This window comes from Klebsiella sp. BDA134-6 (assembly GCF_015601345.1).
Taxonomy (GTDB): domain Bacteria; phylum Pseudomonadota; class Gammaproteobacteria; order Enterobacterales; family Enterobacteriaceae; genus Klebsiella; species Klebsiella grimontii.
In genome coordinates, this window is the sequence record NZ_CP064784.1 from 14,132 (window position 1) to 38,345 (window position 24,214).

Here is a 24,214-nt window from a genome sequence, read left to right on the forward strand (position 1 = left end):
ATGAAGGATGTAGCCCGCATCGCGGGCGTTTCCACTTCGACGGTTTCTCATGTCATTAACAAAGACCGTTTCGTTAGCGAAGCGATTACCGCTAAAGTCGACGCTGCGATTAAAAGCCTGAACTACGCGCCGTCCGCGCTGGCGCGTAGTCTCAAATTAAATCAAACCCGCACTATAGGTATGCTCATTACCGCCAGTACCAATCCGTTTTATTCGGAGCTGGTACGCGGCGTGGAGCGCAGCTGCTTCGAGCGGGGTTATAGCCTGGTGCTGTGTAATACCGAAGGCGATGAGCAGCGCATGAACCGTAATCTGGAGACGCTGATGCAAAAGCGCGTCGATGGTTTACTGTTGCTGTGCACTGAAACGCATCAACCTTCGCCGGAGATCATGCAGCGTTACCCTTCTGTTCCGACGGTGATGATGGACTGGGCGCCGTTCGACGGCGATAGCGATCTGATTCAGGATAACTCTCTGCTGGGTGGCGATATGGCGACGAAGTATCTGATCGACCAGGGCTACACGCGAATTGCCTGTATTGCGGGTCCGTTGGATAAAACGCCTGCCCGGCTGCGCCTGGAGGGGTATCAGTCAGCGATGGCTCGGGCCGGACTCACGATACCTGAAGGCTATGTGATTAGCAGCGATTTTGAGTTTGGCGGCGGATTTAGCGCCATGCAGAAGCTGCTGACCCTATCAACGCTGCCGCAGGCGGTGTTTATCGGTAACGATGCGATGGCGGTGGGCGCCTACCAGGCCCTTTATCAGGGCGGTCTGCGCATCCCTCAGGATATGGCGCTGGTGGGTTATGACGATATTGAACTGGCGCGCTATATGACGCCGCCGTTAACCACAATTCATCAACCGAAAGATGAACTGGGCGAGCTGGCCATCGATGTGCTGATTCACCGCATGGCCGATCCTGGGCAAAAACAGCAGCGCGTACAGTTAACCCCCGAGCTAGTGGTTCGCGGTTCAGCTTAACGCTTGTGCCGCTCCTTAATCAGGTTGCGGCCATCTTTTGCTCTTAATAAGGTAAATACCAGCGCCGATACCACGGTGATTGCCCCCATGGTAATAAAGGTGTAGTGGAACTGCTCAATGGTATTTGCGCTATCGAATCCTTCATAAAACCGCAGCACCGCCGCGCTAACGGCGACCCCAAGACTAATAGAAAGCTGCTGAGTAACAGCCAGCATGCTGTTGCCGCTGCTGGCATTGTCATCCGTTAAATCGGCGAGCGTGATGGTGTTCATTGAGGTGAACTGAGTGGACATCGCCATTCCCAAAACGAATAGCGGCAGCAGCAGCATCCAGATTGACATATCCGGAGTTTGCAGCGAAAACTGAGCGATCATCAGGCCGATAAATATCGTGACCCCGACCAGCGTTTTACGATAACCAAACCAGCGCAGTATCTGGGTGACAGTTGATTTCGCAATAATCGAACCAATAGCCGTAGGCGCTATCATGCATCCGGCGATAATCGCCGGATAACCGAAGCCAACCTGTAACATCAGCGGCATCAGGAACGGAACGCAACCGGTACCCAGGCGCGTGGCGAGGTTCCCCGCGATCCCGACAGAGAAGGTATGCGTCTTAAATAAAGAAAGTGAAATGAGCGGCGTGGGATGACGGCGAGCGTGGCGAATATAGGCCCACAGTAAAATGATGCTCAGAGCGATAACGGCCAAAGCCATCCATGTGGCGACAATTTTCTCGCCAAACAGCTCGATTCCGCTGGAGAACAGCACCAGGCTCAGGCCAAACAGTATAAAACCGAGCGTGTCGAAGCGGCGACGGGGCGTGGTGAAATCCGGCATATATTTGCGGGCATACACGATCCCGATAATGCCGATGGGAATATTAATCAGGAAAATCCAATGCCAGCTAGCCCAGGTGACCAAAACGCCGCCGAGTACGGGGCCAAGAATGGGGCCAACCAGCCCAGGCATCGTGACGAAGTTGAGTACCGGCAGCAGTTCGCTGCGCGGATAGGCACGCAGTAACGCCAGCCTCGCTACTGGCATCATCATTGCCCCGCCGATTCCCTGAATGACGCGGAAAATAACCAGTTCCATCAGCGAGTTTGACAGGGCGCAGGCAAGAGAACCGAGTGTGAACAGGCTGACGGCGATGATAAATACTTTCCGCGTGCCGAAACGGTCGGCCAGCCAACCACTGACCGGAATAAGCATAGCCACCGTCAGCGTATAGCTGATGATGGCCGATTGCATCGCTAGCGGTGAACGGTTGAGACTATGGGCGATAGCGGGAAGGGCTGTATTCAGAATGGTGGCGTCGAGCGCCTGCATAAAAAAAGCCATCGCTGCGATCCATGGCAGCCCGGCCATACTGCGGCCTTTCTTTTTGGTCATTCGTTACCCTTGCGATTTGTCGGAATGATTGGGGGCACTCAGCAACGCCTGGCAGGCGTTAAGCGCTCGCGAGCCGTCGCTATCCAGAATGGCATCAACGATTGCCTGATGCAGATCCAGTTTCACCACTTCATTTTGAGTAATTGATGTGAAGTAGGTGTGATAGACCGAATGAAATAAAGAGGCGAAAGAGATCAGGAAAGGGTTGCCGCTCATTTCATATATATGTTCATGCCAGGCCATATCGACTTCAATCCAGCGCTCGCGCTGAAAGTTCCTCTTTAGCTCAATCATCTCCTCCATCAAGGCGTTAAGCTGGGCTTTTTGCTCCGGCGTGCCTGACGTTGACGCCAGAAAACAGGCTTGAGGTTCCAGGCTACCGCGCATAACGAGGAAATGGCTGACAACATCAGAGAAGTTATCTTCTGTTAACCACCAGGCCAGGAGTTCTTTATCGAGAAAGTTCCAGCTGCTGCGCGGCATCACCCGCGTACCGATGCGTGGCCGTGGTAAAAGCATACCTTTTGCCGTTAGCGTCTTAACCGCTTCACGCACGGCCGTGCGGCTCACGCCGAATTGTTCGCCCAGCTCCATCTCGCCAGGAAGGATACTTTCTGGCTGATATTCACCGGTCAAAATTTTTTGAGCCAGCTTCTCCGCTAATACCCAAGATATATTCTTTTGTGCCGCCAACTGCTGTGCGCTTAAAGACATACAATGCCGTTCCTTTCTCTTTTTTACCTTACCAGTATGCCATCTGACGGCTTGCTTCGTTGGTTAAAACGGCAAAACGCCGGTTTTTTGCTACATCACGCGCCGTAATGATGAAAAAAGAGGCGGTTGAAAAGTTTTTTGCATTTAGCCCTTGTCACTTCAGAATTACTCCCTATAATGCGCCTCCACTGACACGGAACAACGGCACGTAAGCCGCCGGGTCAGCGGGATTCAGCGATGAATGCCGGCAGAGAAAAGCGAAATTAAACGCTTGACTCTGAAAGAGGAAAGCGTAATATACGCCACCTCGCAACGGTGAGCGAAAGCCGCGTTGCACTGCTCTTTAACAATTTATCAGACAATCTGTGTGGGCACTCAAAGTGACATGGATTCTTAACGTCCTCGGACGAAAAATGAATACCAAGTCTCAAAGAGTGAACACGTAATTCATTACGAAGTTTAATTCTACGAGCATCAAACTTAAATTGAAGAGTTTGATCATGGCTCAGATTGAACGCTGGCGGCAGGCCTAACACATGCAAGTCGAACGGTAGCACAGAGAGCTTGCTCTCGGGTGACGAGTGGCGGACGGGTGAGTAATGTCTGGGAAACTGCCTGATGGAGGGGGATAACTACTGGAAACGGTAGCTAATACCGCATAACGTCGCAAGACCAAAGAGGGGGACCTTCGGGCCTCTTGCCATCAGATGTGCCCAGATGGGATTAGCTAGTAGGTGGGGTAACGGCTCACCTAGGCGACGATCCCTAGCTGGTCTGAGAGGATGACCAGCCACACTGGAACTGAGACACGGTCCAGACTCCTACGGGAGGCAGCAGTGGGGAATATTGCACAATGGGCGCAAGCCTGATGCAGCCATGCCGCGTGTATGAAGAAGGCCTTCGGGTTGTAAAGTACTTTCAGCGGGGAGGAAGGGAGTAAGGTTAATAACCTTATTCATTGACGTTACCCGCAGAAGAAGCACCGGCTAACTCCGTGCCAGCAGCCGCGGTAATACGGAGGGTGCAAGCGTTAATCGGAATTACTGGGCGTAAAGCGCACGCAGGCGGTCTGTCAAGTCGGATGTGAAATCCCCGGGCTCAACCTGGGAACTGCATTCGAAACTGGCAGGCTGGAGTCTTGTAGAGGGGGGTAGAATTCCAGGTGTAGCGGTGAAATGCGTAGAGATCTGGAGGAATACCGGTGGCGAAGGCGGCCCCCTGGACAAAGACTGACGCTCAGGTGCGAAAGCGTGGGGAGCAAACAGGATTAGATACCCTGGTAGTCCACGCTGTAAACGATGTCGACTTGGAGGTTGTTCCCTTGAGGAGTGGCTTCCGGAGCTAACGCGTTAAGTCGACCGCCTGGGGAGTACGGCCGCAAGGTTAAAACTCAAATGAATTGACGGGGGCCCGCACAAGCGGTGGAGCATGTGGTTTAATTCGATGCAACGCGAAGAACCTTACCTACTCTTGACATCCAGAGAACTTAGCAGAGATGCTTTGGTGCCTTCGGGAACTCTGAGACAGGTGCTGCATGGCTGTCGTCAGCTCGTGTTGTGAAATGTTGGGTTAAGTCCCGCAACGAGCGCAACCCTTATCCTTTGTTGCCAGCGGTCCGGCCGGGAACTCAAAGGAGACTGCCAGTGATAAACTGGAGGAAGGTGGGGATGACGTCAAGTCATCATGGCCCTTACGAGTAGGGCTACACACGTGCTACAATGGCATATACAAAGAGAAGCGACCTCGCGAGAGCAAGCGGACCTCATAAAGTATGTCGTAGTCCGGATTGGAGTCTGCAACTCGACTCCATGAAGTCGGAATCGCTAGTAATCGTGGATCAGAATGCCACGGTGAATACGTTCCCGGGCCTTGTACACACCGCCCGTCACACCATGGGAGTGGGTTGCAAAAGAAGTAGGTAGCTTAACCTTCGGGAGGGCGCTTACCACTTTGTGATTCATGACTGGGGTGAAGTCGTAACAAGGTAACCGTAGGGGAACCTGCGGTTGGATCACCTCCTTACCTTAAAGAACCTGCCTTTGTAGTGTCCACACAGATTGTCTGATGAATGATAAATTTCAAAATGTACTGTGAAGTGCATTGTGAAATTTTGCTCTTTAAAAATCTGGATCAAGCTGAAAATTGAAACGACACACATGTTATGTGTGTTCGAGTCTCTCAAATTTTCGCGACACGACGATGTTTTACGAAACATCTTCGGGTTGTGAGGTTAAGCGACTAAGCGTACACGGTGGATGCCCTGGCAGTCAGAGGCGATGAAGGACGTGCTAATCTGCGAAAAGCGTCGGTAAGGTGATATGAACCGTTACAGCCGGCGATGTCCGAATGGGGAAACCCAGTGCAATTCGTTGCACTATCGTTTGATGAATACATAGTCAAACGAGGCGAACCGGGGGAACTGAAACATCTAAGTACCCCGAGGAAAAGAAATCAACCGAGATTCCCCCAGTAGCGGCGAGCGAACGGGGAGCAGCCCGGAGTCTGAATCAGCTTGTGTGTTAGTGGAAGCGTCTGGAAAGTCGCAGGGTACAGGGTGATACTCCCGTACACTAAAACGCACAGGCTGTGAACTCGAAGAGTAGGGCGGGACACGTGGTATCCTGTCTGAATATGGGGGGACCATCCTCCAAGGCTAAATACTCCTGACTGACCGATAGTGAACCAGTACCGTGAGGGAAAGGCGAAAAGAACCCCGGCGAGGGGAGTGAAAAAGAACCTGAAACCGTGTACGTACAAGCAGTAGGAGCCCACTTGTTGGGTGACTGCGTACCTTTTGTATAATGGGTCAGCGACTTATATTCTGTAGCAAGGTTAACCGTATAGGGGAGCCGCAGGGAAACCGAGTCTTAACTGGGCGTTAAGTTGCAGGGTATAGACCCGAAACCCGGTGATCTAGCCATGGGCAGGTTGAAGGTTGGGTAACACTAACTGGAGGACCGAACCGACTAATGTTGAAAAATTAGCGGATGACTTGTGGCTGGGGGTGAAAGGCCAATCAAACCGGGAGATAGCTGGTTCTCCCCGAAAGCTATTTAGGTAGCGCCTCGTGAACTCATCTTCGGGGGTAGAGCACTGTTTCGGCTAGGGGGTCATCCCGACTTACCAACCCGATGCAAACTACGAATACCGAAGAATGTTATCACGGGAGACACACGGCGGGTGCTAACGTCCGTCGTGAAGAGGGAAACAACCCAGACCGCCAGCTAAGGTCCCAAAGTCATGGTTAAGTGGGAAACGATGTGGGAAGGCCCAGACAGCCAGGATGTTGGCTTAGAAGCAGCCATCATTTAAAGAAAGCGTAATAGCTCACTGGTCGAGTCGGCCTGCGCGGAAGATGTAACGGGGCTAAACCATGCACCGAAGCTGCGGCAGCGACGCTTAGGCGTTGTTGGGTAGGGGAGCGTTCTGTAAGCCGTTGAAGGTGGCCTGTGAGGGTTGCTGGAGGTATCAGAAGTGCGAATGCTGACATAAGTAACGATAATGCGGGTGAAAAACCCGCACGCCGGAAGACCAAGGGTTCCTGTCCAACGTTAATCGGGGCAGGGTGAGTCGACCCCTAAGGCGAGGCCGAAAGGCGTAGTCGATGGGAAACAGGTTAATATTCCTGTACTTGGTGTTACTGCGAAGGGGGGACGGAGAAGGCTATGTTGGCCGGGCGACGGTTGTCCCGGTTTAAGCGTGTAGGTGTGTGTTCCAGGTAAATCCGGTTCACTTTAACACTGAGGCGTGATGACGAGGCACTACGGTGCTGAAGTGACAAATGCCCTGCTTCCAGGAAAAGCCTCTAAGCATCAGGTAACATCAAATCGTACCCCAAACCGACACAGGTGGTCAGGTAGAGAATACCAAGGCGCTTGAGAGAACTCGGGTGAAGGAACTAGGCAAAATGGTGCCGTAACTTCGGGAGAAGGCACGCTGATATGTAGGTGAAGTGATTTACTCATGGAGCTGAAATCAGTCGAAGATACCAGCTGGCTGCAACTGTTTATTAAAAACACAGCACTGTGCAAACACGAAAGTGGACGTATACGGTGTGACGCCTGCCCGGTGCCGGAAGGTTAATTGATGGGGTTATCCGTAAGGAGAAGCTCTTGATCGAAGCCCCGGTAAACGGCGGCCGTAACTATAACGGTCCTAAGGTAGCGAAATTCCTTGTCGGGTAAGTTCCGACCTGCACGAATGGCGTAATGATGGCCAGGCTGTCTCCACCCGAGACTCAGTGAAATTGAACTCGCTGTGAAGATGCAGTGTACCCGCGGCAAGACGGAAAGACCCCGTGAACCTTTACTATAGCTTGACACTGAACACTGGTCCTTGATGTGTAGGATAGGTGGGAGGCTTTGAAGTGTGGACGCCAGTCTGCATGGAGCCATCCTTGAAATACCACCCTTTAATGGCTGGTGTTCTAACGTGGGCCCCTAATCGGGGTTGCGGACAGTGTCTGGTGGGTAGTTTGACTGGGGCGGTCTCCTCCTAAAGAGTAACGGAGGAGCACGAAGGTCAGCTAATCCTGGTCGGACATCAGGAGGTTAGTGCAATGGCATAAGCTGGCTTGACTGCGAGCGTGACGGCGCGAGCAGGTGCGAAAGCAGGTCATAGTGATCCGGTGGTTCTGAATGGAAGGGCCATCGCTCAACGGATAAAAGGTACTCCGGGGATAACAGGCTGATACCGCCCAAGAGTTCATATCGACGGCGGTGTTTGGCACCTCGATGTCGGCTCATCACATCCTGGGGCTGAAGTAGGTCCCAAGGGTATGGCTGTTCGCCATTTAAAGTGGTACGCGAGCTGGGTTTAGAACGTCGTGAGACAGTTCGGTCCCTATCTGCCGTGGGCGCTGGAGAATTGAGGGGGGCTGCTCCTAGTACGAGAGGACCGGAGTGGACGCATCACTGGTGTTCGGGTTGTCATGCCAATGGCATTGCCCGGTAGCTAAATGCGGAAGAGATAAGTGCTGAAAGCATCTAAGTACGAAACTTGCCCCGAGATGAGTTCTCCCTGACCCTTTAAGGGTCCTGAAGGAACGTTGAAGACGACGACGTTGATAGGCCGGGTGTGTAAGCGCAGCGATGCGTTGAGCTAACCGGTACTAATGAACCGTGAGGCTTAACCTTACAACGCCGAAGATGTTTTGGCGGATTTGAGAAGACAACAATTTCAGCATTGATTACAGATTTTCGGGAACGAAAGATTTTACGCTGAGGCAAGGCGGCAAATGAAGTAAAGGAAGGAGCATACTGAGGTATGTGACTGACTTTACGAATGCAGCCAACGCAGCATCGGTGTAAAAGATTCGTTTCTGACAACAGAATTTGCCTGGCGGCGATAGCGCGGTGGTCCCACCTGACCCCATGCCGAACTCAGAAGTGAAACGCCGTAGCGCCGATGGTAGTGTGGGGTCTCCCCATGTGAGAGTAGGGAACTGCCAGGCATCAAACACGTGAAGAGCCCATCCTGACGGATGGGCTTTTTGCGTTTTTATGGCCTGAGAAATCAGTGATGAATTAGCAAGATGACGCGTAGCGACATCTCTGCAATTTCAATTAAGGTTGCGATTAAGCCCTTTTTGACCATTGCATAATAAAAGCGGCTATCTGCGGAATATTATTTAAATCTAAAAAGGGAAGCGACGTCTCGACAGGCGTATCGCTAGCTACGGCAATCACGTCATCATCAAATACTAATTCTTCTTTGCAATGTCCGCTGTTTTTCCGAAAAAGCAGAATTTTTGGCACAGCTTCATGTTTAAAACCTTCAACCAGTACGAGATCTAACGTTGATGTGTCCATTCGGCTAACCAGCCATGCCAGATCCAGCGGAGGCTCTTCGGGTGTTTCCGTCATTAATGCCCAACGCTGCGAGCTGGCGACAATCGTCTGAGCCGCTCCTGCTTTACGTAGCTCATAGCTATCTTTACCGGGTTTATCCACGTCCATATCATGATGGGTATGTTTAATGAGCCCAGGACGTATGCCTTCCGCGCGTAGCGCTGGAATCAGCGCTTTCAATAAGGTTGTTTTACCCGTGCCGCTCCAGGCGGCGATGGCTAAAAGAGGGATCATGATGACACCTGCATACTTTGTAAATCGCTGAGAGTGTTGACGTTAATAAAGGCTGATTTTACATCGCTAAAATCGACGCTATGCCCCCCCATTTTGCGCATAAACACCATAACCCGCCGCTCGCCTACCGCCAGATAGCTTTCCAGCTCGCTAATCACCTCTCGATTCACCAGAGCAATCGCCGGATGGTCGCGTTCACCGTCGTGTACCCAAACGACCGGGGATGACTTTTTTTGCAGTATTAAGCGCTCAGCCAGAAATGATGGAATAAAAGGCGTATCGCACGGACAAAACAGAAACCACTCACCCTCAACCTGATGCATAACGGAAAGCATGCCAGCTAACGGCCCGGGAAAGTCGTTCAGAGAGTCGGTAATAATCGGGTAGCCGCTGCTTCGCCAGCAATCAAGATTGCGGTTAGCGCTAATCACCAGCTTTGTGACCTGGGGTTGCAGCGTATCGGCGACATGACGCCACAGCGCTTTCCCCTTCAGCAACTGCAATCCTTTATCAACACCTCCCATACGCGTACCTCTCCCACCTGCCAGTACAACGCCGGTTATTACCTTACCCTGCATATTAATATCGCCTCTTTCATTGTGGGATTGTCCCTGCTAACGTACACCTATCAAGAGTAAGGAGCATTGCTATGAAATGTAAACGCCTGAATGAAGTCATTGAACTCCTCCAGCCGGCCTGGCAGAAAGAACCCGAGCTGAATTTGATTCAATTTTTGCAAAAACTGGCGAAAGAGGCTGGTTATGCCGGTGAACTGAGCGATCTTTCCGACGATATTCTGATTTATCACCTGAAGATGCGCGACTCGGCAAAAGAGGCCGTTATCCCCGGTATCCAGAAAGATTATGAAGAAGATTTTAAAACTGCGCTGCTACGCGCTCGCGGAGTGATTAAAGAGTAAAAGGTTGTAAGCGCTGCCGCGGAATCGGCAATGAGATGATATCCTGTATCATTCGTACGATTATCGGATGTCAGGATGCACGATAAGGCTTTCACTTTTCAGACGCTTCACCCGGATACCATCATTGATGGTTTATTTGATCTGGGAATGCGGGTGGACTCAGGTCTTACCCCGCTTAATAGCTATGAGAACCGAGTTTACCAGTTTCAGGACGAAGACCGTCGCCGCTATGTGGTGAAGTTCTATCGTCCTGAGCGCTGGTCCGCCGAACAAATCCTCGAAGAACACCAGTTTTCCCTTCATCTCGTTCAGGACGAAGTCCCTGTAGCGGCGCCATTGTCATTTAACGGAAGTACCCTTCATCAGCATCAGGGGTTCTTTTTCGCCGTGTTCCCAAGCCTGGGGGGACGTCAGTTTGAGGCGGATAACCTCGATCAGATGGAATGGGTTGGGCGCTACCTTGGCCGTCTGCATCAAACGGGACGCAAACAGCGTTTTGTCGCGCGCCCGGAGATTGGCACCAATGAGTACCTTCTTGAGCCCCGGCAGGTCTTTGAGCTCTCCCCGCTGATACCAGCAGGGCTGAAAGAGGCTTTTCTTAGCGCCACCGATAAGCTGATAGATGCGGTAATGGCGCAATGGCACGGACGCGCCAATATCTTACGTTTACACGGTGATTGCCATGCAGGAAACATCCTCTGGCGCGATGGCCCTTTGTTTGTTGATTTAGATGATTCACGTAATGGACCTGCTATCCAGGATCTGTGGATGCTGTTGAACGGTGATAACGCCGAGCAACGGATGCAGCTTGAGATGATCATTGAAGCGTATGAAGAGTTTAGCTCTTTTAATACGGATGAAATTGCCCTCATCGAACCTTTACGTGCAATGCGCTTAGTTTATTATCTGGCGTGGTTGTTAAGGCGCTGGGAAGATCCTGCTTTTCCTAAGAACTTCCCGTGGTTAACAGGGGAAGATTACTGGCGTGGGCAGACAACAACTTTTCTTGAGCAGGTAAAGGTTCTACAGGAACCGCCTCTTCAGTTAACGCCAATGTATTAATGTGATATATCCAGGAGAGAGTTAATCATGAAAAAAATTTGGCTGGCGCTGGCTGGTATGATTCTGGCTTTTAGTGCATCCGCTGCCCAGATCACCGACGGTAAGCAGTATATTACCCTCGATAAGCCCGTTGCTGGTGAGCCTCAGGTGCTCGAGTTTTTCTCGTTCTACTGCCCGCACTGCTATCAGTTTGAAGAAGTGCTTCATGTGTCAGATAACGTGAAGAAAAAGCTGCCTGAAGGCGTCAAAATGACGAAATACCACGTAGAGTTCCTGGGCCCGTTGGGCAAGGATCTGACTCAGGCGTGGGCCGTCGCGATGGCGCTGGGTGTGGAAGACAAGATCACTGTCCCGATGTTTGAAGCGGTACAGAAAACACAGACCGTTCAGACCGTAGCCGATATTCGTAAGGTCTTCGTTGACGCTGGCGTTAAAGGTGAAGATTACGATGCAGCCTGGAACAGTTTTGTAGTGAAATCCCTGGTGGCTCAGCAAGAGAAAGCCGCCGCTGATTTCCAGCTGCAGGGCGTACCCGCTATGTACGTTAACGGCAAATATCAGCTTAACCCGCAGGGTATGGATACCAGCAATATGGACGCATTTGTTGCCCAGTATGCCGATACCGTTAAGCAGTTAGTTGAGAAGAAATAAAAAATAAACGCCGGTTACTGACCGGCGTTACACTTTTCAGCGCCCAGCATCATTTTCCTTTCTGCTGCATTATTTCCGTTAACTGACGATCTTTATCTTCCCAAAGCGTATTTAGCCAGCGCTGAAACCGCCGCTTAAAGTTTTTATCATTCACATAATCGCCGCGCAGCTCTTCTGTCACGGGTTCAAGGCGGATGCGTACTACAATCCGCGTTAATCGGCCGCTCAGCATGTCGTAAAACGGTCGGTGATGATTCTCTGGATAACACAGTGTAACGTTCAGCAGCTTATCAAACTGCGAGCCCAGGACGCTTAATGCCATGGCAGTACCGGCAGCTTTTGGTGCTAATAAATTATTATAAGGCGAGCGGGTCTGCAGCCGCTTCTCTTCAGTAAAACGTGAGCCTTCGACAAAGTTAACGATAGTGGTGGGATGCGAGCGGAATTTCTCGCAGGAGCGACGGGTGGTTTCCACATCTTTGCCGCGGCGTTCTGGATGGCGGATTAAATAACCCCGGGAATAACGGCGCATAAAAGGCATATCCAACGCCCAGCAGGCCAGGCCAATAAACGGCACCCAGGCGAGCTGTTGCTTCAGGAAATATTTATTCATCGGGATATGTTTGCGGAACAGTACGCAAAGCACCACGATATCGGCCCAGCTATGGTGGTTGCTGATAAGCAGATACCAGTTTTTCTTGTTCAAGCCTTCCAGGCCCTCAACATCCCACTTAAGCCAGGGATTAAGGCGCAGCAGCAGGGCCAACCCTTCACACCAGCAGTACATCATGAAATTGCAGAAAATGGATATCGAGCGCCAGACCGCAGTAACAGGCACAAGCAGTTTAATCAGCCCCGCGATGATTATTGGCACGGAACATATAATGGTGACTACGATAGTCAGGGCGATACTCAGCGGGAGCGTTATCGCAGCGAGTAATCTCGACATAGTTAATTTATTCAGAAAGTTAGGCTGACAAAGAACGCGTTTAAACAGCGCAAGCGGCTGATTTTACCAGAAAATAGAGCAAATGACGGGTTTTACCTGGATAGAAAAATTTCCGGATCTTATATCCACATGGAACATTGAGTCATCATGATGTTATTAACGCAAGTCATTAATTCATAATGTCATGATAAATATAGAATAATTTATCAATAGATTATTTTATTAATGATGGTTTAGTCATCGTTATAAAACTATTCACAAAGTTATCCACAGGTTGACACATCATACGATCGACGGGATCGCGGAATCTTTTCGACGAAATGCGGGAAAAATTCAGGATTTAATGCCCGTCTGTGGCATCCTTTACCGATAATCTGATAAACAGGCACGGAAATTATGGTTCAGATCCCAGAAAACCCTCTCATCCTCGTTGACGGCTCCTCTTACCTTTATCGGGCATATCACGCGTTCCCTCCGCTGACGAATAGCGCTGGCGAGCCGACAGGCGCAATGTATGGCGTACTGAATATGCTGCGAAGCCTGATCCTGCAGTATCAACCGACCCATGCCGTCGTCGTGTTTGATGCCAAGGGGAAGACTTTCCGTGATGAACTGTTTGAGCACTATAAATCTCATCGCCCGCCGATGCCGGACGATCTTCGGGCGCAGATCGAGCCGCTGCATGCCATGGTCAAGGCGATGGGCCTGCCGCTGATGGCCGTCCCTGGCGTAGAAGCTGACGATGTCATCGGTACCCTGGCGCGTGAAGCTGAAAAGGTCGGGCGTCCGGTACTGATTAGCACCGGCGATAAAGACATGGCTCAGCTGGTTACGCCGGGTATTACGCTGATTAACACCATGACCAACACCATCCTTGGCCCGGATGAAGTGGTGACCAAATATGGCGTGCCGCCGGAGCTGATCATCGATTTTCTGGCCCTGATGGGGGACTCATCGGACAACATCCCTGGCGTACCAGGCGTGGGTGAGAAGACGGCGCAGGCGTTGTTACAGGGGCTGGGCGGCCTTGATACGCTATATGCGGAACCTGAAAAAATCGCCGGACTGACCTTCCGCGGTGCAAAAACAATGGCAGCGAAGCTGGAGCAGAATAAAGAGGTGGCCTATCTCTCTTATCAGCTGGCGACAATCAAAACCGACGTCGAGCTGGATCTGGGCTGCGAAGATCTGCTGGTTGCACAGCCCATCGCTGATGAACTGCTGACGCTATTTAAAAAGTATGAGTTCAAACGCTGGATCACCGATGTCGAGTCCGGCAAGTGGATGCAGGCAAAAGGCGCGAAGCCTGCGGCGAACCCGGTAGCAGCGGTGGCAGCAGTGGCTGATGCCGAAGAGGAAACCGCCACGGCGCTCTCTTCTGAAAACTATGTCACGATTCTTGATGAAGAAACGCTGCTGACCTGGATTGAAAACCTGAAGAAAGCGCCGCTTTTTGCCTTTGATACCGAAACTGACAGCCTGGATAACGTTTCAGCCAATATGGTCGGTTTATCCTTCGCTATTGAGCCTGGCGTTGCGGCCTATGTACCGGTTGCCCATGATTATCTGGATGCACCGGATCAGATCCCGCGTGACCGTGTCCTTGAGCTACTGAAACCGCTACTGGAAGATGACAAGATTCTGAAGGTTGGGCAAAACCTCAAATATGACCGCGGTATCCTGGCTAACTACGACATTGAATTGCGCGGTATTGCCTTTGATACCATGCTGGAATCTTACATTCTTGACAGCGTGGCGGGCCGCCATGATATGGATAGCCTCTCCGATCGCTGGCTGAAGCACAAAACCATTACTTTTGAAGAGATTGCGGGTAAAGGTAAAAACCAGCTTACATTCAACCAAATCGCGCTGGAAGAAGCGGGCCGCTACGCGGCGGAAGATGCCGACGTCACGCTACAGCTGCACCTGAAAATGTGGCCTAAACTTCAGCAAAATGAAGGCCCGCTGAACGTCTTTAAAAATATTGAGATGCCGCTGGTGCCGGTACTATCCCGCATTGAGCGCAATGGCGTGAAGATCGATCCGGCCGTACTGCATGCGCATTCTCAGGAGATAGCCAAGCGCCTGGTTGAGCTGGAGAAAAAAGCGTACGACATCGCGGGTGAAGAGTTTAACCTTTCTTCTCCGAAGCAGCTGCAAACGATCTTGTTTGAAAAACAAGGTATTAAGCCGCTGAAGAAAACCCCGGGCGGCGCGCCCTCGACCTCGGAAGAGGTGCTGGAAGAGCTGGCGTTGGACTATCCGCTGCCGAAAGTCATCCTCGAATATCGTGGTCTGGCCAAACTCAAGTCCACCTATACCGATAAGCTGCCGCTGATGATCAGCCCGAAAACGGGCCGGGTTCACACCTCTTATCACCAAGCGGTTACGGCAACGGGACGTTTGTCGTCTACCGATCCGAACCTGCAGAATATTCCGGTGCGCAATGATGAAGGGCGCCGTATCCGCCAGGCGTTTATTGCACCGGAAGATTATCTCATCGTTTCTGCCGACTACTCGCAAATTGAACTGCGCATCATGGCGCATCTGTCTCGCGACAAGGGCCTGTTGACCGCGTTTGCGGAGGGGAAGGATATCCACCGCGCGACGGCGGCCGAGGTTTTCGGTTTGCCGCTGGAGAGCGTCAGCAGCGAGCAGCGCCGCAGCGCGAAGGCAATCAACTTCGGCCTTATTTATGGCATGAGCGCGTTCGGACTTGCGCGCCAGCTCAATATTCCACGCAAAGAAGCGCAAAAGTATATGGATCTCTACTTTGAGCGCTATCCGGGCGTGCTGGAGTATATGGAGCGCACCCGCGCCCAGGCAAAAGAGCAGGGGTATGTTGAAACGCTCGATGGTCGTCGCCTCTATTTGCCGGACATCAAATCCAGCAACGGAGCGCGTCGTGCCGGTGCCGAGCGTGCGGCGATCAACGCGCCGATGCAGGGAACCGCCGCCGATATTATTAAGCGTGCGATGATCGCCGTCGACAGCTGGCTGCTAAGTGAAAAACCACGCGTGCGGATGATCATGCAGGTGCACGATGAATTGGTCTTTGAAGTGCATAAAGACGATCTTGCGGCGGTTGCGAAAAAGATCCATGAACTGATGGAAAGCAGTACGACGCTGGCGGTTCCGCTACTGGTGGAAGTTGGAAGCGGAGAAAACTGGGATCAAGCGCACTAAGTATTCGGCAGGTATGGTCATTTCTTGTAAGTGAGTAACATAACTTATCGTATTTTGTGATGATCATTTGAATTTGCTATGTAAAGAGTGAAAAAAAACTACAAAAAATGCTTTATCCGTAATCGAAAGAAGAGTAGAGTTAAAGACGTAGGGTACAGAGGTAAGATGTTCTATCTTTCAGACCTTTTACTTCACGTAATCGGATTTGGCTGAATATTTTAGCCGCCCCGGTCATTTATGACCGGGGCGTTTTTTATTGCGCGAAAGAAAATTTTTGCGTATCGATGCTGATGAGGCGGGCTACCCGGACAGGGCGTCAAGCGCCGCTACCCGGGGTAATTAGCGAGACTATTCGCCGTCTTCAGGTTCTTCCTGAGGTGGGATATCGTTATACCAGCTATCCAGTTTCTGCCGTAGTTTATCCACGCCTTGCTTCTTCAGGGAAGAAAATCCTTCCACCTGCACATCTCCGTTAAAAGCGGTTACCGCTTCACGGACCATAGCGATCTGCGCTTTCCGCGCGCCGCTGGCCAGCTTATCGGCTTTGGTCAGCAGCACCAGAACCGGAATATCGCTTTCAACCGCCCATTGGATCATCTGCTGATCGAGATCTTTAAGCGGATGACGGATATCCATCAGCACAACCAGGCCTTTCAGGCAAAGGCGTTTCTCGAGATATTCACCCAGTGCGCGCTGCCACTTGATTTTCATCTCTTCGGGAACCTGGGCATAACCATAGCCCGGCAGGTCGACCAGGCGTTTGCCCTCAGCGACTTCAAACAAGTTAATCAGCTGCGTACGGCCGGGCGTCTTCGAAGTACGCGCCAGGCTTTTCTGGTTAGTCAGCGTGTTCAGAGCGCTGGATTTCCCGGCGTTAGAGCGGCCAGCAAAGGCCACTTCAATACCGGTATCGGCAGGAAGATGGCGGATATCTGGCGCGCTAGTGACAAAATGCGTCAGTTGATAATTCCAGTTGGTCAAGACGGTCGTCTCCGTTAAATCAGGCTTTGACGGGGATTATACCTGAACAGCAGAAAAAGGCTGTTTTTACCGCACCTCATCGCTGTAAGCTAAAACCACAGTCTTTGTAAGACATTGGCTATTGATTATATGAGAAATACATGAGGAAAAACTGAGTAAACATAATACAAATTCTGATAAATCATCGTGTTGGGCTGAAAGAAAATTCTGAAACTCGTTTTTTTTCCGTACAGTCGGTTGTAGGTTTTTCTCAAAACAGTAAAGTAGCGGTCAAAGGCGAGGATGCTGACAGGATTATGACTCAGGATGAGGAGTCAGGAAGCGCCAGGAGGCGAGGACTACGGATTGTCAGGATGACAAACGTCTGGAGACGTTTTAAAAGGAAATGGATGTAACAGGGACCGTTGGTCGCTAAAGGAAAGACAGGGTGTGTCGTTAGCGAACATGGAAAGTAGAAGCCCATTAAGGGTTGTTAGTGCGGAAAAAGGCGACAGAGTAATCTGTCGCCTTTTTTCTTTGCTTGCTTTCTGCTAGATTCCGCCTCAATTCTATACTGAAGAAAACGGCCTGAAGATTACACAACATGAAAAAACCGACATCCGTACCTCGCGGCAAAAAAAATCGCAAAACCCGTGAAGAATTGAACCAGGAAGCCCGCGAGCGTAAGCATCAGAAGAAGCATCGTGGCCACGCGGCAGGAAGTCGTGCGACCGGTGGCGATACCGCTTCGGCAGGTAAAAAACAAGGCCAGCAGCAAGATCCCCGAATTGGCAGTAAAAAACCAATCCCGCTGGGCGTAACTGAAAATGCTCCGGCGATTAAGCAGCATAAACCAAAGAGCGAGAAACCTATGCTTTCACCGCAGGCTGAGCTGGATTTGCTGGAGAACGATGAGCGCCTGGACGCGCTGCTGGAACGTCTGGAAGAGGGCGGCACCCTGAATGCCGAAGAGCAGGCCTGGGTTGACGCCAAGCTGGATCGTATTGATGAGCTGATGCAGCAGCTGGGCCTCTCATACGATGATGACGAAGATGAAGAAGAGGAAGAGCGCAAAGAAGATATGATGCGTCTGCTGAAGGGTGGAAACTAACGTTTGCACCCCATCGGATTCCCGGTCCTGCTTATAACCCTTCTGGTTATATGTTATCTGCTGTGGTTATTCGTTAAACTACGACGGTTGTCGCGGCGTCAAAAATGGCTGCGCAACCGGCTCATTACCCGAGGTGCGGTTGGGCCGGGGCGGCGTACCCGCCGACGGTACCATCGGAAGGAGTGAGCATGTCTGTGCAGTTAATCGACTGGGATCTGGCCCTGATCCAGAAATATAACTATTCCGGGCCGCGTTATACTTCGTATCCCACCGCGCTGGAGTTTTCTCCAGAATTCGGCGCCGCTGAATTTGATGCGGCGGTTGCCCGCTATCCGCAGCGTCCCCTGTCGCTGTACGTGCATATCCCGTTTTGCCATAAGCTCTGCTATTTCTGCGGCTGCAATAAAATCGTCACCCGCCAACAGCATAAGGCCGACCAGTATCTGGATGTGCTTGAGCAGGAGATTATTCATCGCGCGCCGCTTTTTGCTGGCCGCAAAGTTAATCAGCTGCACTGGGGCGGCGGTACGCCAACATATTTAAACAAGGCGCAAATTAGTCGTCTGATGGCTCTGCTGCGTACCCATTTCAATTTTAACGCGGATGCAGAGATCTCCATTGAGGTTGATCCGCGCGAAATCGAACTCGATGTGCTGGATCATTTACGCGGCGAAGGCTTTAATCGCCTGAGTATGGGCGTGCAGGACTTCAACAAAGAAGTACAGCGCCTGGTGAATCGCGAGCAGGATGAGGCCTTTATCTTCGCGCTACTCAACCATGCGCGCGACATTGGCTTTACCTCGACTAATATCGACCTGATTTACGGCCTGCCGAAGCAGACGCCGCAGAGCTTCGCTTATACGCTACAGAAAGTGGCGGAGCTTAATCCCGATCGTCTGAGCGTGTTCAATTACGCGCATCTGCCCACGCTCTTCGCCGCGCAGCGCAAAATCAAAGATGCCGATTTGCCCTCAGCGGAGCAGAAGCTGGACATTCTTCAGGAAACCATCAATTCACTGACGGCCGCGGGATATCAGTTTATCGGCATGGACCACTTTGCCCGTCCGGATGATGAACTGGCGATAGCCCAACGTGAAGGTATCCTGCATCGGAACTTCCAGGGATATACCACCCAGGGAGACACCGACCTGCTGGGGATGGGCGTGTCGGCGATCAGCATGATTGGCGATTGCTACGCGCAGAACCAGAAAGAGTTGAAGCAGTATTATCAGCAGGTTGATGAAACCGGAACGGCGCTGTGGCGCGGTATCGCGTTGACTCGCGATGACTGTATCCGCCGTGACGTGATTAAGGCGCTGATTTGTAACTTCCGTCTCGACTTCGCTGCGGTAGAAGCGCAGTGGGATCTTACCTTCGATAGCTACTTTGCCGACGATATGAAATTGCTGGCGCCGCTGGCCAAAGACGGGCTGGTGGATGTGGATGGGAAAGGCATTCAGGTAACGCCGAAAGGCCGGCTGCTGATTCGCAATATCTGCATGTGTTTTGATGCGTATCTGCGCCAGAAAGCGCGGATGCAGCAGTTTTCCCGCGTCATATAAGCAATATCCCCTCTCCTGGCAGGAGAGGGGATATTATCAGCTAAACAGGCCAACCATTGCCGCGCACAGAACGGCAGCGACCGCCGTCTGCGGCGTATGACCCGCTGCAACACCGCTCGATATAATATTAATGAGTGATTCAAGCATGATTTCTCCCCCGTCTTTCCGGGCAAGATCATACTCAACGCATGGCAACAGTAAAGTACAAAATAGCAGCAGTTTGCGCTGGGTGACTATTTTTTACTCGCCAGTGCGCAGCTACTCCATCCCCAACTCTTTTAGCTTACGCGTCAGGGTATTACGACCCCATCCCAGCAGCCGGGCCGCCTCTTGTTTATGCCCCTGAGTGTGGCGTAAGGCGGTGGTCAGCAGCGTGCGCTCCATCTCAGGTTGCGCTTCCGATAGCAGGTTTTGATGACCGGAACGCAAAGCGCGATCGGCCCACTGTCCCAGCAGCGTGGCCCAGCTATCCGGCAGCATTTGCGTTGGGTTATCCGGTATCGCGGTTTCAAAAAGCTCGCTGGGAAGATCCTGCGTCAGAACCTCCTGACCTGCGGCCATTACCGTCAGCCATCGACAGGTATTTTCCAGCTGACGTACGTTACCCGGCCATGCCAGTCGGGTTAACGCCATCTCCGTCTCCGGATGCAGCTGTTTGGCCTCTACGCCTAGCTCACGGGCGGCGATTTGCAGGAAATGTCGCGCCAGACGGGGGATATCTTCCCGACGTTCGCGCAGCGGCGGCAGATGGACGCGAATCACGTTAAGGCGGTGGAATAAATCCTCGCGGAATTTTCCTTCCTGGACGCGCAGCTCAAGGTTCTGGTGGGTTGCGGCAATGATGCGCACATCCACTTTCACCGGCGCATAGCCGCCGACGCGATAAAACTGGCCATCAGCGAGGACGCGCAGCAGGCGAGTCTGTACGTCCAGCGGCATATCGCCGATCTCGTCGAGGAACAGCGTGCCGCCGTCTGCCTGCTCAAAGCGTCCCTGACGCACAGTATTAGCGCCGGTAAAGGCCCCTTTCTCGTGGCCAAATAGTTCTGATTCGATTAAATCTTTAGGTATTGCCGCCATATTTAGCGCGATAAACGGCGCCTTGGCGCGCGGACTGTGCCGATGGAGAGCATGGGCAACCAGCTCTTTACCGGTACCGGATTCCCCGTTGATCAGTACGCTGATTGATGAACGCGACAGGCGGCCGATAATGCGAAAAACGTCCTGCATGGCCGGCGCTTCGCCGATGATATCGGCCGTCGGGCTGTTAATCGGCGCATTACGCGGCTGCTGCTGTTCCTGGTAATGGCTAATCGCACGGTCGACCAGCGCCACCGCTTCATCGATATCAAACGGTTTCGGCAGATAATCAAAGGCGCCCTGCTGATAGGCGCTGACCGCCGCGTCAAGATCCGAATGCGCCGTCATTATGATGACCGGGAGCATCGGATGACGCTGTTTAATTTGCTTTAGCAGCGCCAGCCCATCCATCCCCGGCATGCGGATATCCGACAGCAGCACATCCGGGGTTTTGGTCGTGAGGGCATCAAGCACCTCATTGCCGCTTTCAAACGTTGTACAACTCAAGCCTGCCCCGGTGAGCGCGCGTTCAAGCACCCAACGGATGGAGCTATCGTCGTCAACGATCCATGCTATCCCTCGTTGCATAAACACCTCTACTTCCGAATAGGCAGGTACACCGAGAATTCGGTATGCCCTGGCCAACTGGTAAATTCAATTTTGCCGGAGTGCTGATCGATAAGGCTGCGGGCGATAGACAGACCGAGTCCGGTACCGCCTTCGCGTCCGCTCACCATGGGATAAAACAGCGTATCCTGTAAGTGAGATGGGATTCCCGGGCCGTTATCTTCAACGTCGATACGCGCTGCGAGGCGGTAGCGCACGCCGTGCAGGGTTAACTGGAAGGCCGTCCGGGTGCGCAGAGTGATCTCTCCGCCCTCCGGTCCCAGCGCCTGCAGCGCGTTGCGTACGATGTTCAGCAGCACTTGTTCAATTTGGTCTGGGTCGTGCGGGAGTTCTGGCAGGCTGGGGTCATAGTCGCGCACCAGCTTAACGTTATCCGGTAGTTCCATCGACACCAGCTTCACCACCCGCTCAGCGACCTTGTGGATGCTTTCTGTTACATGCATTCCGGGATGCTGTGGTCCCAGTAGACGGTCGACCAGATTTCTTAACCGGTCGGCCTGTTCAATAATGACTTTGGTATATTCCATTAGCGCAGGGTCGGGCAGCGCTTTGCTCAGCAGCTGCGCCGCGCCGCGCAGGCCGCCCAGCGGATTTTTAATCTCGTGGGCCAGACCACGCACTAAGTCACGCGCGGCAATCTGTTGTGCGTGCTGTAGCTGCTCCTGGCTCAGGCGACGCTGATTATCCATCGGCGCCATTTCCAGCAGGATATAGCCTTCCGGTAGGCGTTGCGCCGTTAGGGAAAGGATATGCGAGCGGCCATCAATAACCAGCGTCACTTCGTTATCGGTAAAACCCTGACCTGCGGCGAGGCTCTCTTGCATGAGGCCGATATTCAGCGAGAAATAGCTCAACAGCTCCGGCAGCGGCGTGCCGAATAATTTACGCGAGCTTTGCGCCAACAGCTGCTGCGCCGCCGGGTTCGCGTAATGTACCGCCAGGTCGTCATCGACCAGTAAGATACTGTTGATTAAAGAGTTAAGGATCTGCCCAGCATCGGGCAGTGTGCCTGTTGCCATTCGACAGTCTCCTGAAAAAGAGTGCACCATTTTAGTGCAGTATAGCTTTTTATGAATAAAAAGCTCATGGGATCAGCGCGTTGGTGGAGAAAAAAGCCCATCCTGAGATGGGCTGAAAGTTTCCACGGCAACAAAACATCCTTGGTACCCCACGCCACAACACGGAATACCGCGGATTTACAGCAAAATTAGACGCTGTAGTACAGCTCAAACTCAACCGGGTGCGGAGTCATGCGTACGCGGTCGTTTTCTTCAATACGCAGGGCGATGTAAGCATCGATAGCGTCGTTGGTGAATACGCCGCCGGCGGTCAGGAATTCACGGTCCGCGTCCAGCGCGTTCAGTGCTTCTTCCAGAGAGCCTGCAACCTGTGGGATCTCTTTCGCTTCTTCCGGCGGCAGATCGTACAGGTTTTTATCCATGGCTTCGCCCGGATGGATTTTGTTCTTGATACCGTCAAGGCCAGCCATCAGCAGCGCCGCGAAGCACAGGTACGGGTTAGCAGCCGGGTCCGGGAAGCGAACTTCGATACGGCGCGCTTTCGGAGAGGTGACAACCGGAATACGGATAGACGCGGAACGGTTACGGGCAGAGTAAGCCAGCATAACCGGCGCTTCGTAACCCGGGACCAGACGCTTGTAGGAGTTGGTGGTCGGGTTAGCCAGGGCGTTAATCGCTTTAGCGTGTTTGATTACGCCGCCGATATAGTACAGCGCTTGTTCAGACAGGCCTGCGTATTTGTCGCCGGAGAACAGGTTTACGCCGTTCTTGGACAGGGACATGTGGCAGTGCATACCGGAACCGTTATCGCCAAACATCGGTTTTGGCATAAAGGTCGCGGTTTTGCCGAAACGGTGTGCAACGTTGTGCACAACGTATTTGTAAATCTGAATTTCGTCCGCTTTTTTGGTCATGGTGTTAAAGCGGGTCGCGATTTCGTTCTGGCCCGCAGTCGCCACTTCGTGGTGGTGAGCTTCAACAACCAGACCCATCTCTTCCATGATCATACACATGGTGGAGCGGATATCCTGTGAGGAGTCTACTGGCGGAACCGGGAAGTAACCGCCTTTCACGCCCGGACGGTGGCCCTTGTTGCCGCCTTCGTATTTGGTGGAAGAGTTCCATGCGCCTTCGATATCGTCGATAGCAACGTGGGAACCGGAGATGGAGGCACCAAAACGGATGTCGTCGAACAGGAAGAATTCTGGTTCTGGCCCGAACAGCACGGTGTCAGCCAGACCGGTAGAGCGCAGATACTCTTCAGCGCGCTTAGCAATGGAACGCGGGTCGCGATCATAGCCCTGCAGGGTGCCTGGTTCCAGGATGTCGCAGCGGATGATCAGCGTCGGTTCTTCATAGAACGGGTCGATCAGCGCGGTGGTTGCATCCGGCATCAGAACCATGTCGGATTCGTTAATACCTTTCCAGCCGCCAATCGAGGAGCCATCAAACATTTTGCCTTCTTCGAAGAATTCGGCATTTACCTGATGAGAAGGAATAGTAACGTGCTGTTCTTTACCTTTGGTATCGGTGAAGCGCAGATCGACAAACTTCACTTCATGCTCGTTCAGCATCGTCAAAACGTGTTCAGCGGACATACTTAAACTCTCCCGGATTGGTCATTGTCGTCGTGGAAACGAAAACTTTTTAACTACGTAAAGTGGCGTTGTTGCCTTAAAAAATATAAAGCGAAATCTGTGCCAACTTTTAAATTGCCCCCAAAAGGCGTTATCATGCACATCATCGTGCAAAAGGGCTGCACCAAAATGAATGCATTGCACCAATATAGTGCATTTGTGTGAACATTGGGCACTTATTTGGTGCAATTGACCTTGAATAACCCTTTTAACGCTCCGTGAAAGCGATCACAAAGAATCTCTGCAATACTTGTTTGCGGAGGATGTTTGTGATCC

17 protein-coding genes and 3 rRNA genes are annotated in these 24,214 nt (G+C 52.1%); 10 read left to right on the forward strand and 10 right to left on the reverse strand.

Annotated features, from left to right (window positions below; translation table 11 throughout):
* Entirely contained in the window at window positions 1-984 is a 984-nt protein-coding gene (gene rbsR, locus IYV58_RS00065; protein WP_004127065.1) for a ribose operon transcriptional repressor RbsR, read from the forward strand.
* Here the strand turns inward: rbsR and mdtD are convergent.
* Window positions 981-2,378: a multidrug transporter subunit MdtD gene (mdtD, locus tag IYV58_RS00070; protein WP_087828634.1), complete on the reverse strand. Its 1,398-nt coding sequence runs from the start codon at window positions 2,376-2,378 to the stop codon at window positions 981-983. The genes rbsR and mdtD overlap by 4 nt on opposite strands.
* Before the next feature lie 3 nt (window positions 2,379-2,381).
* Window positions 2,382-3,092 carry a FadR/GntR family transcriptional regulator gene (locus IYV58_RS00075; protein WP_004127068.1) on the reverse strand — a complete coding sequence of 237 codons (711 nt, stop codon included), beginning with the start codon at window positions 3,090-3,092 and terminating at the stop codon, window positions 2,382-2,384.
* Between the two features lie 482 nt (window positions 3,093-3,574).
* Here IYV58_RS00075 and IYV58_RS00080 point away from each other — a divergent pair.
* From IYV58_RS00080 to rrf, 3 genes are all read left to right on the forward strand, one after another.
* A 16S ribosomal RNA gene (locus tag IYV58_RS00080) occupies window positions 3,575-5,114 on the forward strand.
* 206 nt (window positions 5,115-5,320) lie between these two features.
* Window positions 5,321-8,227 (forward strand): 23S ribosomal RNA (locus tag IYV58_RS00085).
* Between the two features lie 201 nt (window positions 8,228-8,428).
* Window positions 8,429-8,544, forward strand: a 5S ribosomal RNA gene (rrf, locus tag IYV58_RS00090).
* Together the 16S, 23S and 5S rRNA genes form the textbook arrangement of a ribosomal RNA operon.
* Window positions 8,545-8,668: 124 nt before the next feature.
* Here rrf and mobB read toward each other — a convergent pair.
* Together mobB and mobA are read right to left on the reverse strand one after the other, a co-directional pair.
* Window positions 8,669-9,175 (reverse strand): molybdopterin-guanine dinucleotide biosynthesis protein MobB, encoded by a 507-nt coding sequence (gene mobB / locus IYV58_RS00095; protein ID WP_049113233.1) that lies wholly within the window; start codon window positions 9,173-9,175, stop codon window positions 8,669-8,671.
* Entirely contained in the window at window positions 9,172-9,753 is a 582-nt protein-coding gene (gene mobA / locus IYV58_RS00100; protein WP_004127074.1) for a molybdenum cofactor guanylyltransferase MobA, read from the reverse strand. The genes mobB and mobA overlap by 4 nt, the downstream gene beginning before the upstream one ends.
* Window positions 9,754-9,824: 71 nt before the next feature.
* Here mobA and IYV58_RS00105 point away from each other — a divergent pair, with 71 nt between their 5' ends.
* From IYV58_RS00105 to dsbA, 3 genes are all read left to right on the forward strand, one after another.
* Entirely contained in the window at window positions 9,825-10,094 is a 270-nt protein-coding gene (locus IYV58_RS00105; protein WP_004127077.1) for a YihD family protein, read from the forward strand.
* Between the two features lie 75 nt (window positions 10,095-10,169).
* Window positions 10,170-11,156 carry a serine/threonine protein kinase gene (locus tag IYV58_RS00110; RefSeq protein WP_195729356.1) on the forward strand — a complete coding sequence of 329 codons (987 nt, stop codon included), beginning with the start codon at window positions 10,170-10,172 and terminating at the stop codon, window positions 11,154-11,156.
* 27 nt (window positions 11,157-11,183) lie between these two features.
* The gene (dsbA, locus tag IYV58_RS00115; protein ID WP_004127082.1) at window positions 11,184-11,807 is read left to right on the forward strand and encodes a thiol:disulfide interchange protein DsbA; all 624 of its coding nucleotides are present in this window, start codon (window positions 11,184-11,186) and stop codon (window positions 11,805-11,807) included.
* Between the two features lie 49 nt (window positions 11,808-11,856).
* Here the strand turns inward: dsbA and IYV58_RS00120 are convergent, their stop codons facing one another.
* Window positions 11,857-12,756, reverse strand: coding sequence for an acyltransferase (locus IYV58_RS00120; RefSeq protein ID WP_049113227.1), 900 nt, complete (start codon window positions 12,754-12,756; stop codon window positions 11,857-11,859).
* Window positions 12,757-13,152: 396 nt separating this feature from the next.
* Between IYV58_RS00120 and polA the strand changes: the two genes are divergently transcribed.
* Window positions 13,153-15,942, forward strand: a complete 2,790-nt coding sequence (gene polA / locus IYV58_RS00125) for a DNA polymerase I (protein WP_049113225.1) — start codon at window positions 13,153-13,155, stop codon at window positions 15,940-15,942.
* Window positions 15,943-16,290: 348 nt separating this feature from the next.
* Here polA and yihA read toward each other — a convergent pair whose 3' ends face one another.
* Entirely contained in the window at window positions 16,291-16,923 is a 633-nt protein-coding gene (yihA, locus tag IYV58_RS00130) for a ribosome biogenesis GTP-binding protein YihA/YsxC (protein WP_004127091.1), read from the reverse strand.
* Window positions 16,924-17,506: 583 nt separating this feature from the next.
* Between yihA and yihI the strand changes: the two genes are divergently transcribed.
* Together yihI and hemN are read left to right on the forward strand one after the other, a co-directional pair.
* Complete coding sequence (gene yihI, locus IYV58_RS00135; RefSeq protein ID WP_014227367.1) at window positions 17,507-18,013, forward strand: Der GTPase-activating protein YihI; 507 nt, start codon at window positions 17,507-17,509, stop codon at window positions 18,011-18,013.
* 188 nt (window positions 18,014-18,201) lie between these two features.
* Window positions 18,202-19,575 carry an oxygen-independent coproporphyrinogen III oxidase gene (gene hemN, locus IYV58_RS00140; RefSeq protein ID WP_087829096.1) on the forward strand — a complete coding sequence of 458 codons (1,374 nt, stop codon included), beginning with the start codon at window positions 18,202-18,204 and terminating at the stop codon, window positions 19,573-19,575.
* 36 nt (window positions 19,576-19,611) lie between these two features.
* Here hemN and IYV58_RS00145 read toward each other — a convergent pair whose 3' ends face one another.
* From IYV58_RS00145 to glnA, 4 genes are all read right to left on the reverse strand, one after another.
* A complete protein-coding gene (locus IYV58_RS00145; RefSeq protein WP_004127096.1) occupies window positions 19,612-19,722 on the reverse strand; it encodes a YshB family small membrane protein in 111 nt (36 codons plus the stop codon).
* Between the two features lie 111 nt (window positions 19,723-19,833).
* A complete protein-coding gene (gene glnG, locus IYV58_RS00150) occupies window positions 19,834-21,243 on the reverse strand; it encodes a nitrogen regulation protein NR(I) (RefSeq protein ID WP_004107350.1) in 1,410 nt (469 codons plus the stop codon).
* A gap of 8 nt (window positions 21,244-21,251) precedes the next feature.
* Window positions 21,252-22,301, reverse strand: a complete 1,050-nt coding sequence (gene glnL / locus IYV58_RS00155) for a nitrogen regulation protein NR(II) (RefSeq protein WP_004127098.1) — start codon at window positions 22,299-22,301, stop codon at window positions 21,252-21,254.
* 188 nt (window positions 22,302-22,489) lie between these two features.
* Window positions 22,490-23,899: a glutamate--ammonia ligase gene (gene glnA / locus IYV58_RS00160; RefSeq protein WP_004127100.1), complete on the reverse strand. Its 1,410-nt coding sequence runs from the start codon at window positions 23,897-23,899 to the stop codon at window positions 22,490-22,492.
* Between the last annotated feature and the right edge of the window lie 315 nt (window positions 23,900-24,214).

What these genes read in the sequence shown, in the direction of transcription:
- rbsR (WP_004127065.1), top strand. Translation starts at nt 1, where the DNA reads ATGAAGGATGTAGCCCGCATCGCGGGCGTTTCCACTTCGACGGTTTCT.
- mdtD (WP_087828634.1), bottom strand. Translation starts at nt 2,378, where the DNA reads ATGACCAAAAAGAAAGGCCGCAGTATGGCCGGGCTGCCATGGATCGCA.
- IYV58_RS00075 (WP_004127068.1), bottom strand. Translation starts at nt 3,092, where the DNA reads ATGTCTTTAAGCGCACAGCAGTTGGCGGCACAAAAGAATATATCTTGG.
- mobB (WP_049113233.1), bottom strand. Translation starts at nt 9,175, where the DNA reads ATGATCCCTCTTTTAGCCATCGCCGCCTGGAGCGGCACGGGTAAAACA.
- mobA (WP_004127074.1), bottom strand. Translation starts at nt 9,753, where the DNA reads ATGCAGGGTAAGGTAATAACCGGCGTTGTACTGGCAGGTGGGAGAGGT.
- IYV58_RS00105 (WP_004127077.1), top strand. Translation starts at nt 9,825, where the DNA reads ATGAAATGTAAACGCCTGAATGAAGTCATTGAACTCCTCCAGCCGGCC.
- IYV58_RS00110 (WP_195729356.1), top strand. Translation starts at nt 10,170, where the DNA reads ATGCACGATAAGGCTTTCACTTTTCAGACGCTTCACCCGGATACCATC.
- dsbA (WP_004127082.1), top strand. Translation starts at nt 11,184, where the DNA reads ATGAAAAAAATTTGGCTGGCGCTGGCTGGTATGATTCTGGCTTTTAGT.
- IYV58_RS00120 (WP_049113227.1), bottom strand. Translation starts at nt 12,756, where the DNA reads ATGTCGAGATTACTCGCTGCGATAACGCTCCCGCTGAGTATCGCCCTG.
- polA (WP_049113225.1), top strand. Translation starts at nt 13,153, where the DNA reads ATGGTTCAGATCCCAGAAAACCCTCTCATCCTCGTTGACGGCTCCTCT.
- yihI (WP_014227367.1), top strand. Translation starts at nt 17,507, where the DNA reads ATGAAAAAACCGACATCCGTACCTCGCGGCAAAAAAAATCGCAAAACC.
- hemN (WP_087829096.1), top strand. Translation starts at nt 18,202, where the DNA reads ATGTCTGTGCAGTTAATCGACTGGGATCTGGCCCTGATCCAGAAATAT.
- IYV58_RS00145 (WP_004127096.1), bottom strand. Translation starts at nt 19,722, where the DNA reads ATGCTTGAATCACTCATTAATATTATATCGAGCGGTGTTGCAGCGGGT.
- glnG (WP_004107350.1), bottom strand. Translation starts at nt 21,243, where the DNA reads ATGCAACGAGGGATAGCATGGATCGTTGACGACGATAGCTCCATCCGT.
- glnL (WP_004127098.1), bottom strand. Translation starts at nt 22,301, where the DNA reads ATGGCAACAGGCACACTGCCCGATGCTGGGCAGATCCTTAACTCTTTA.
- glnA (WP_004127100.1), bottom strand. Translation starts at nt 23,899, where the DNA reads ATGTCCGCTGAACACGTTTTGACGATGCTGAACGAGCATGAAGTGAAG.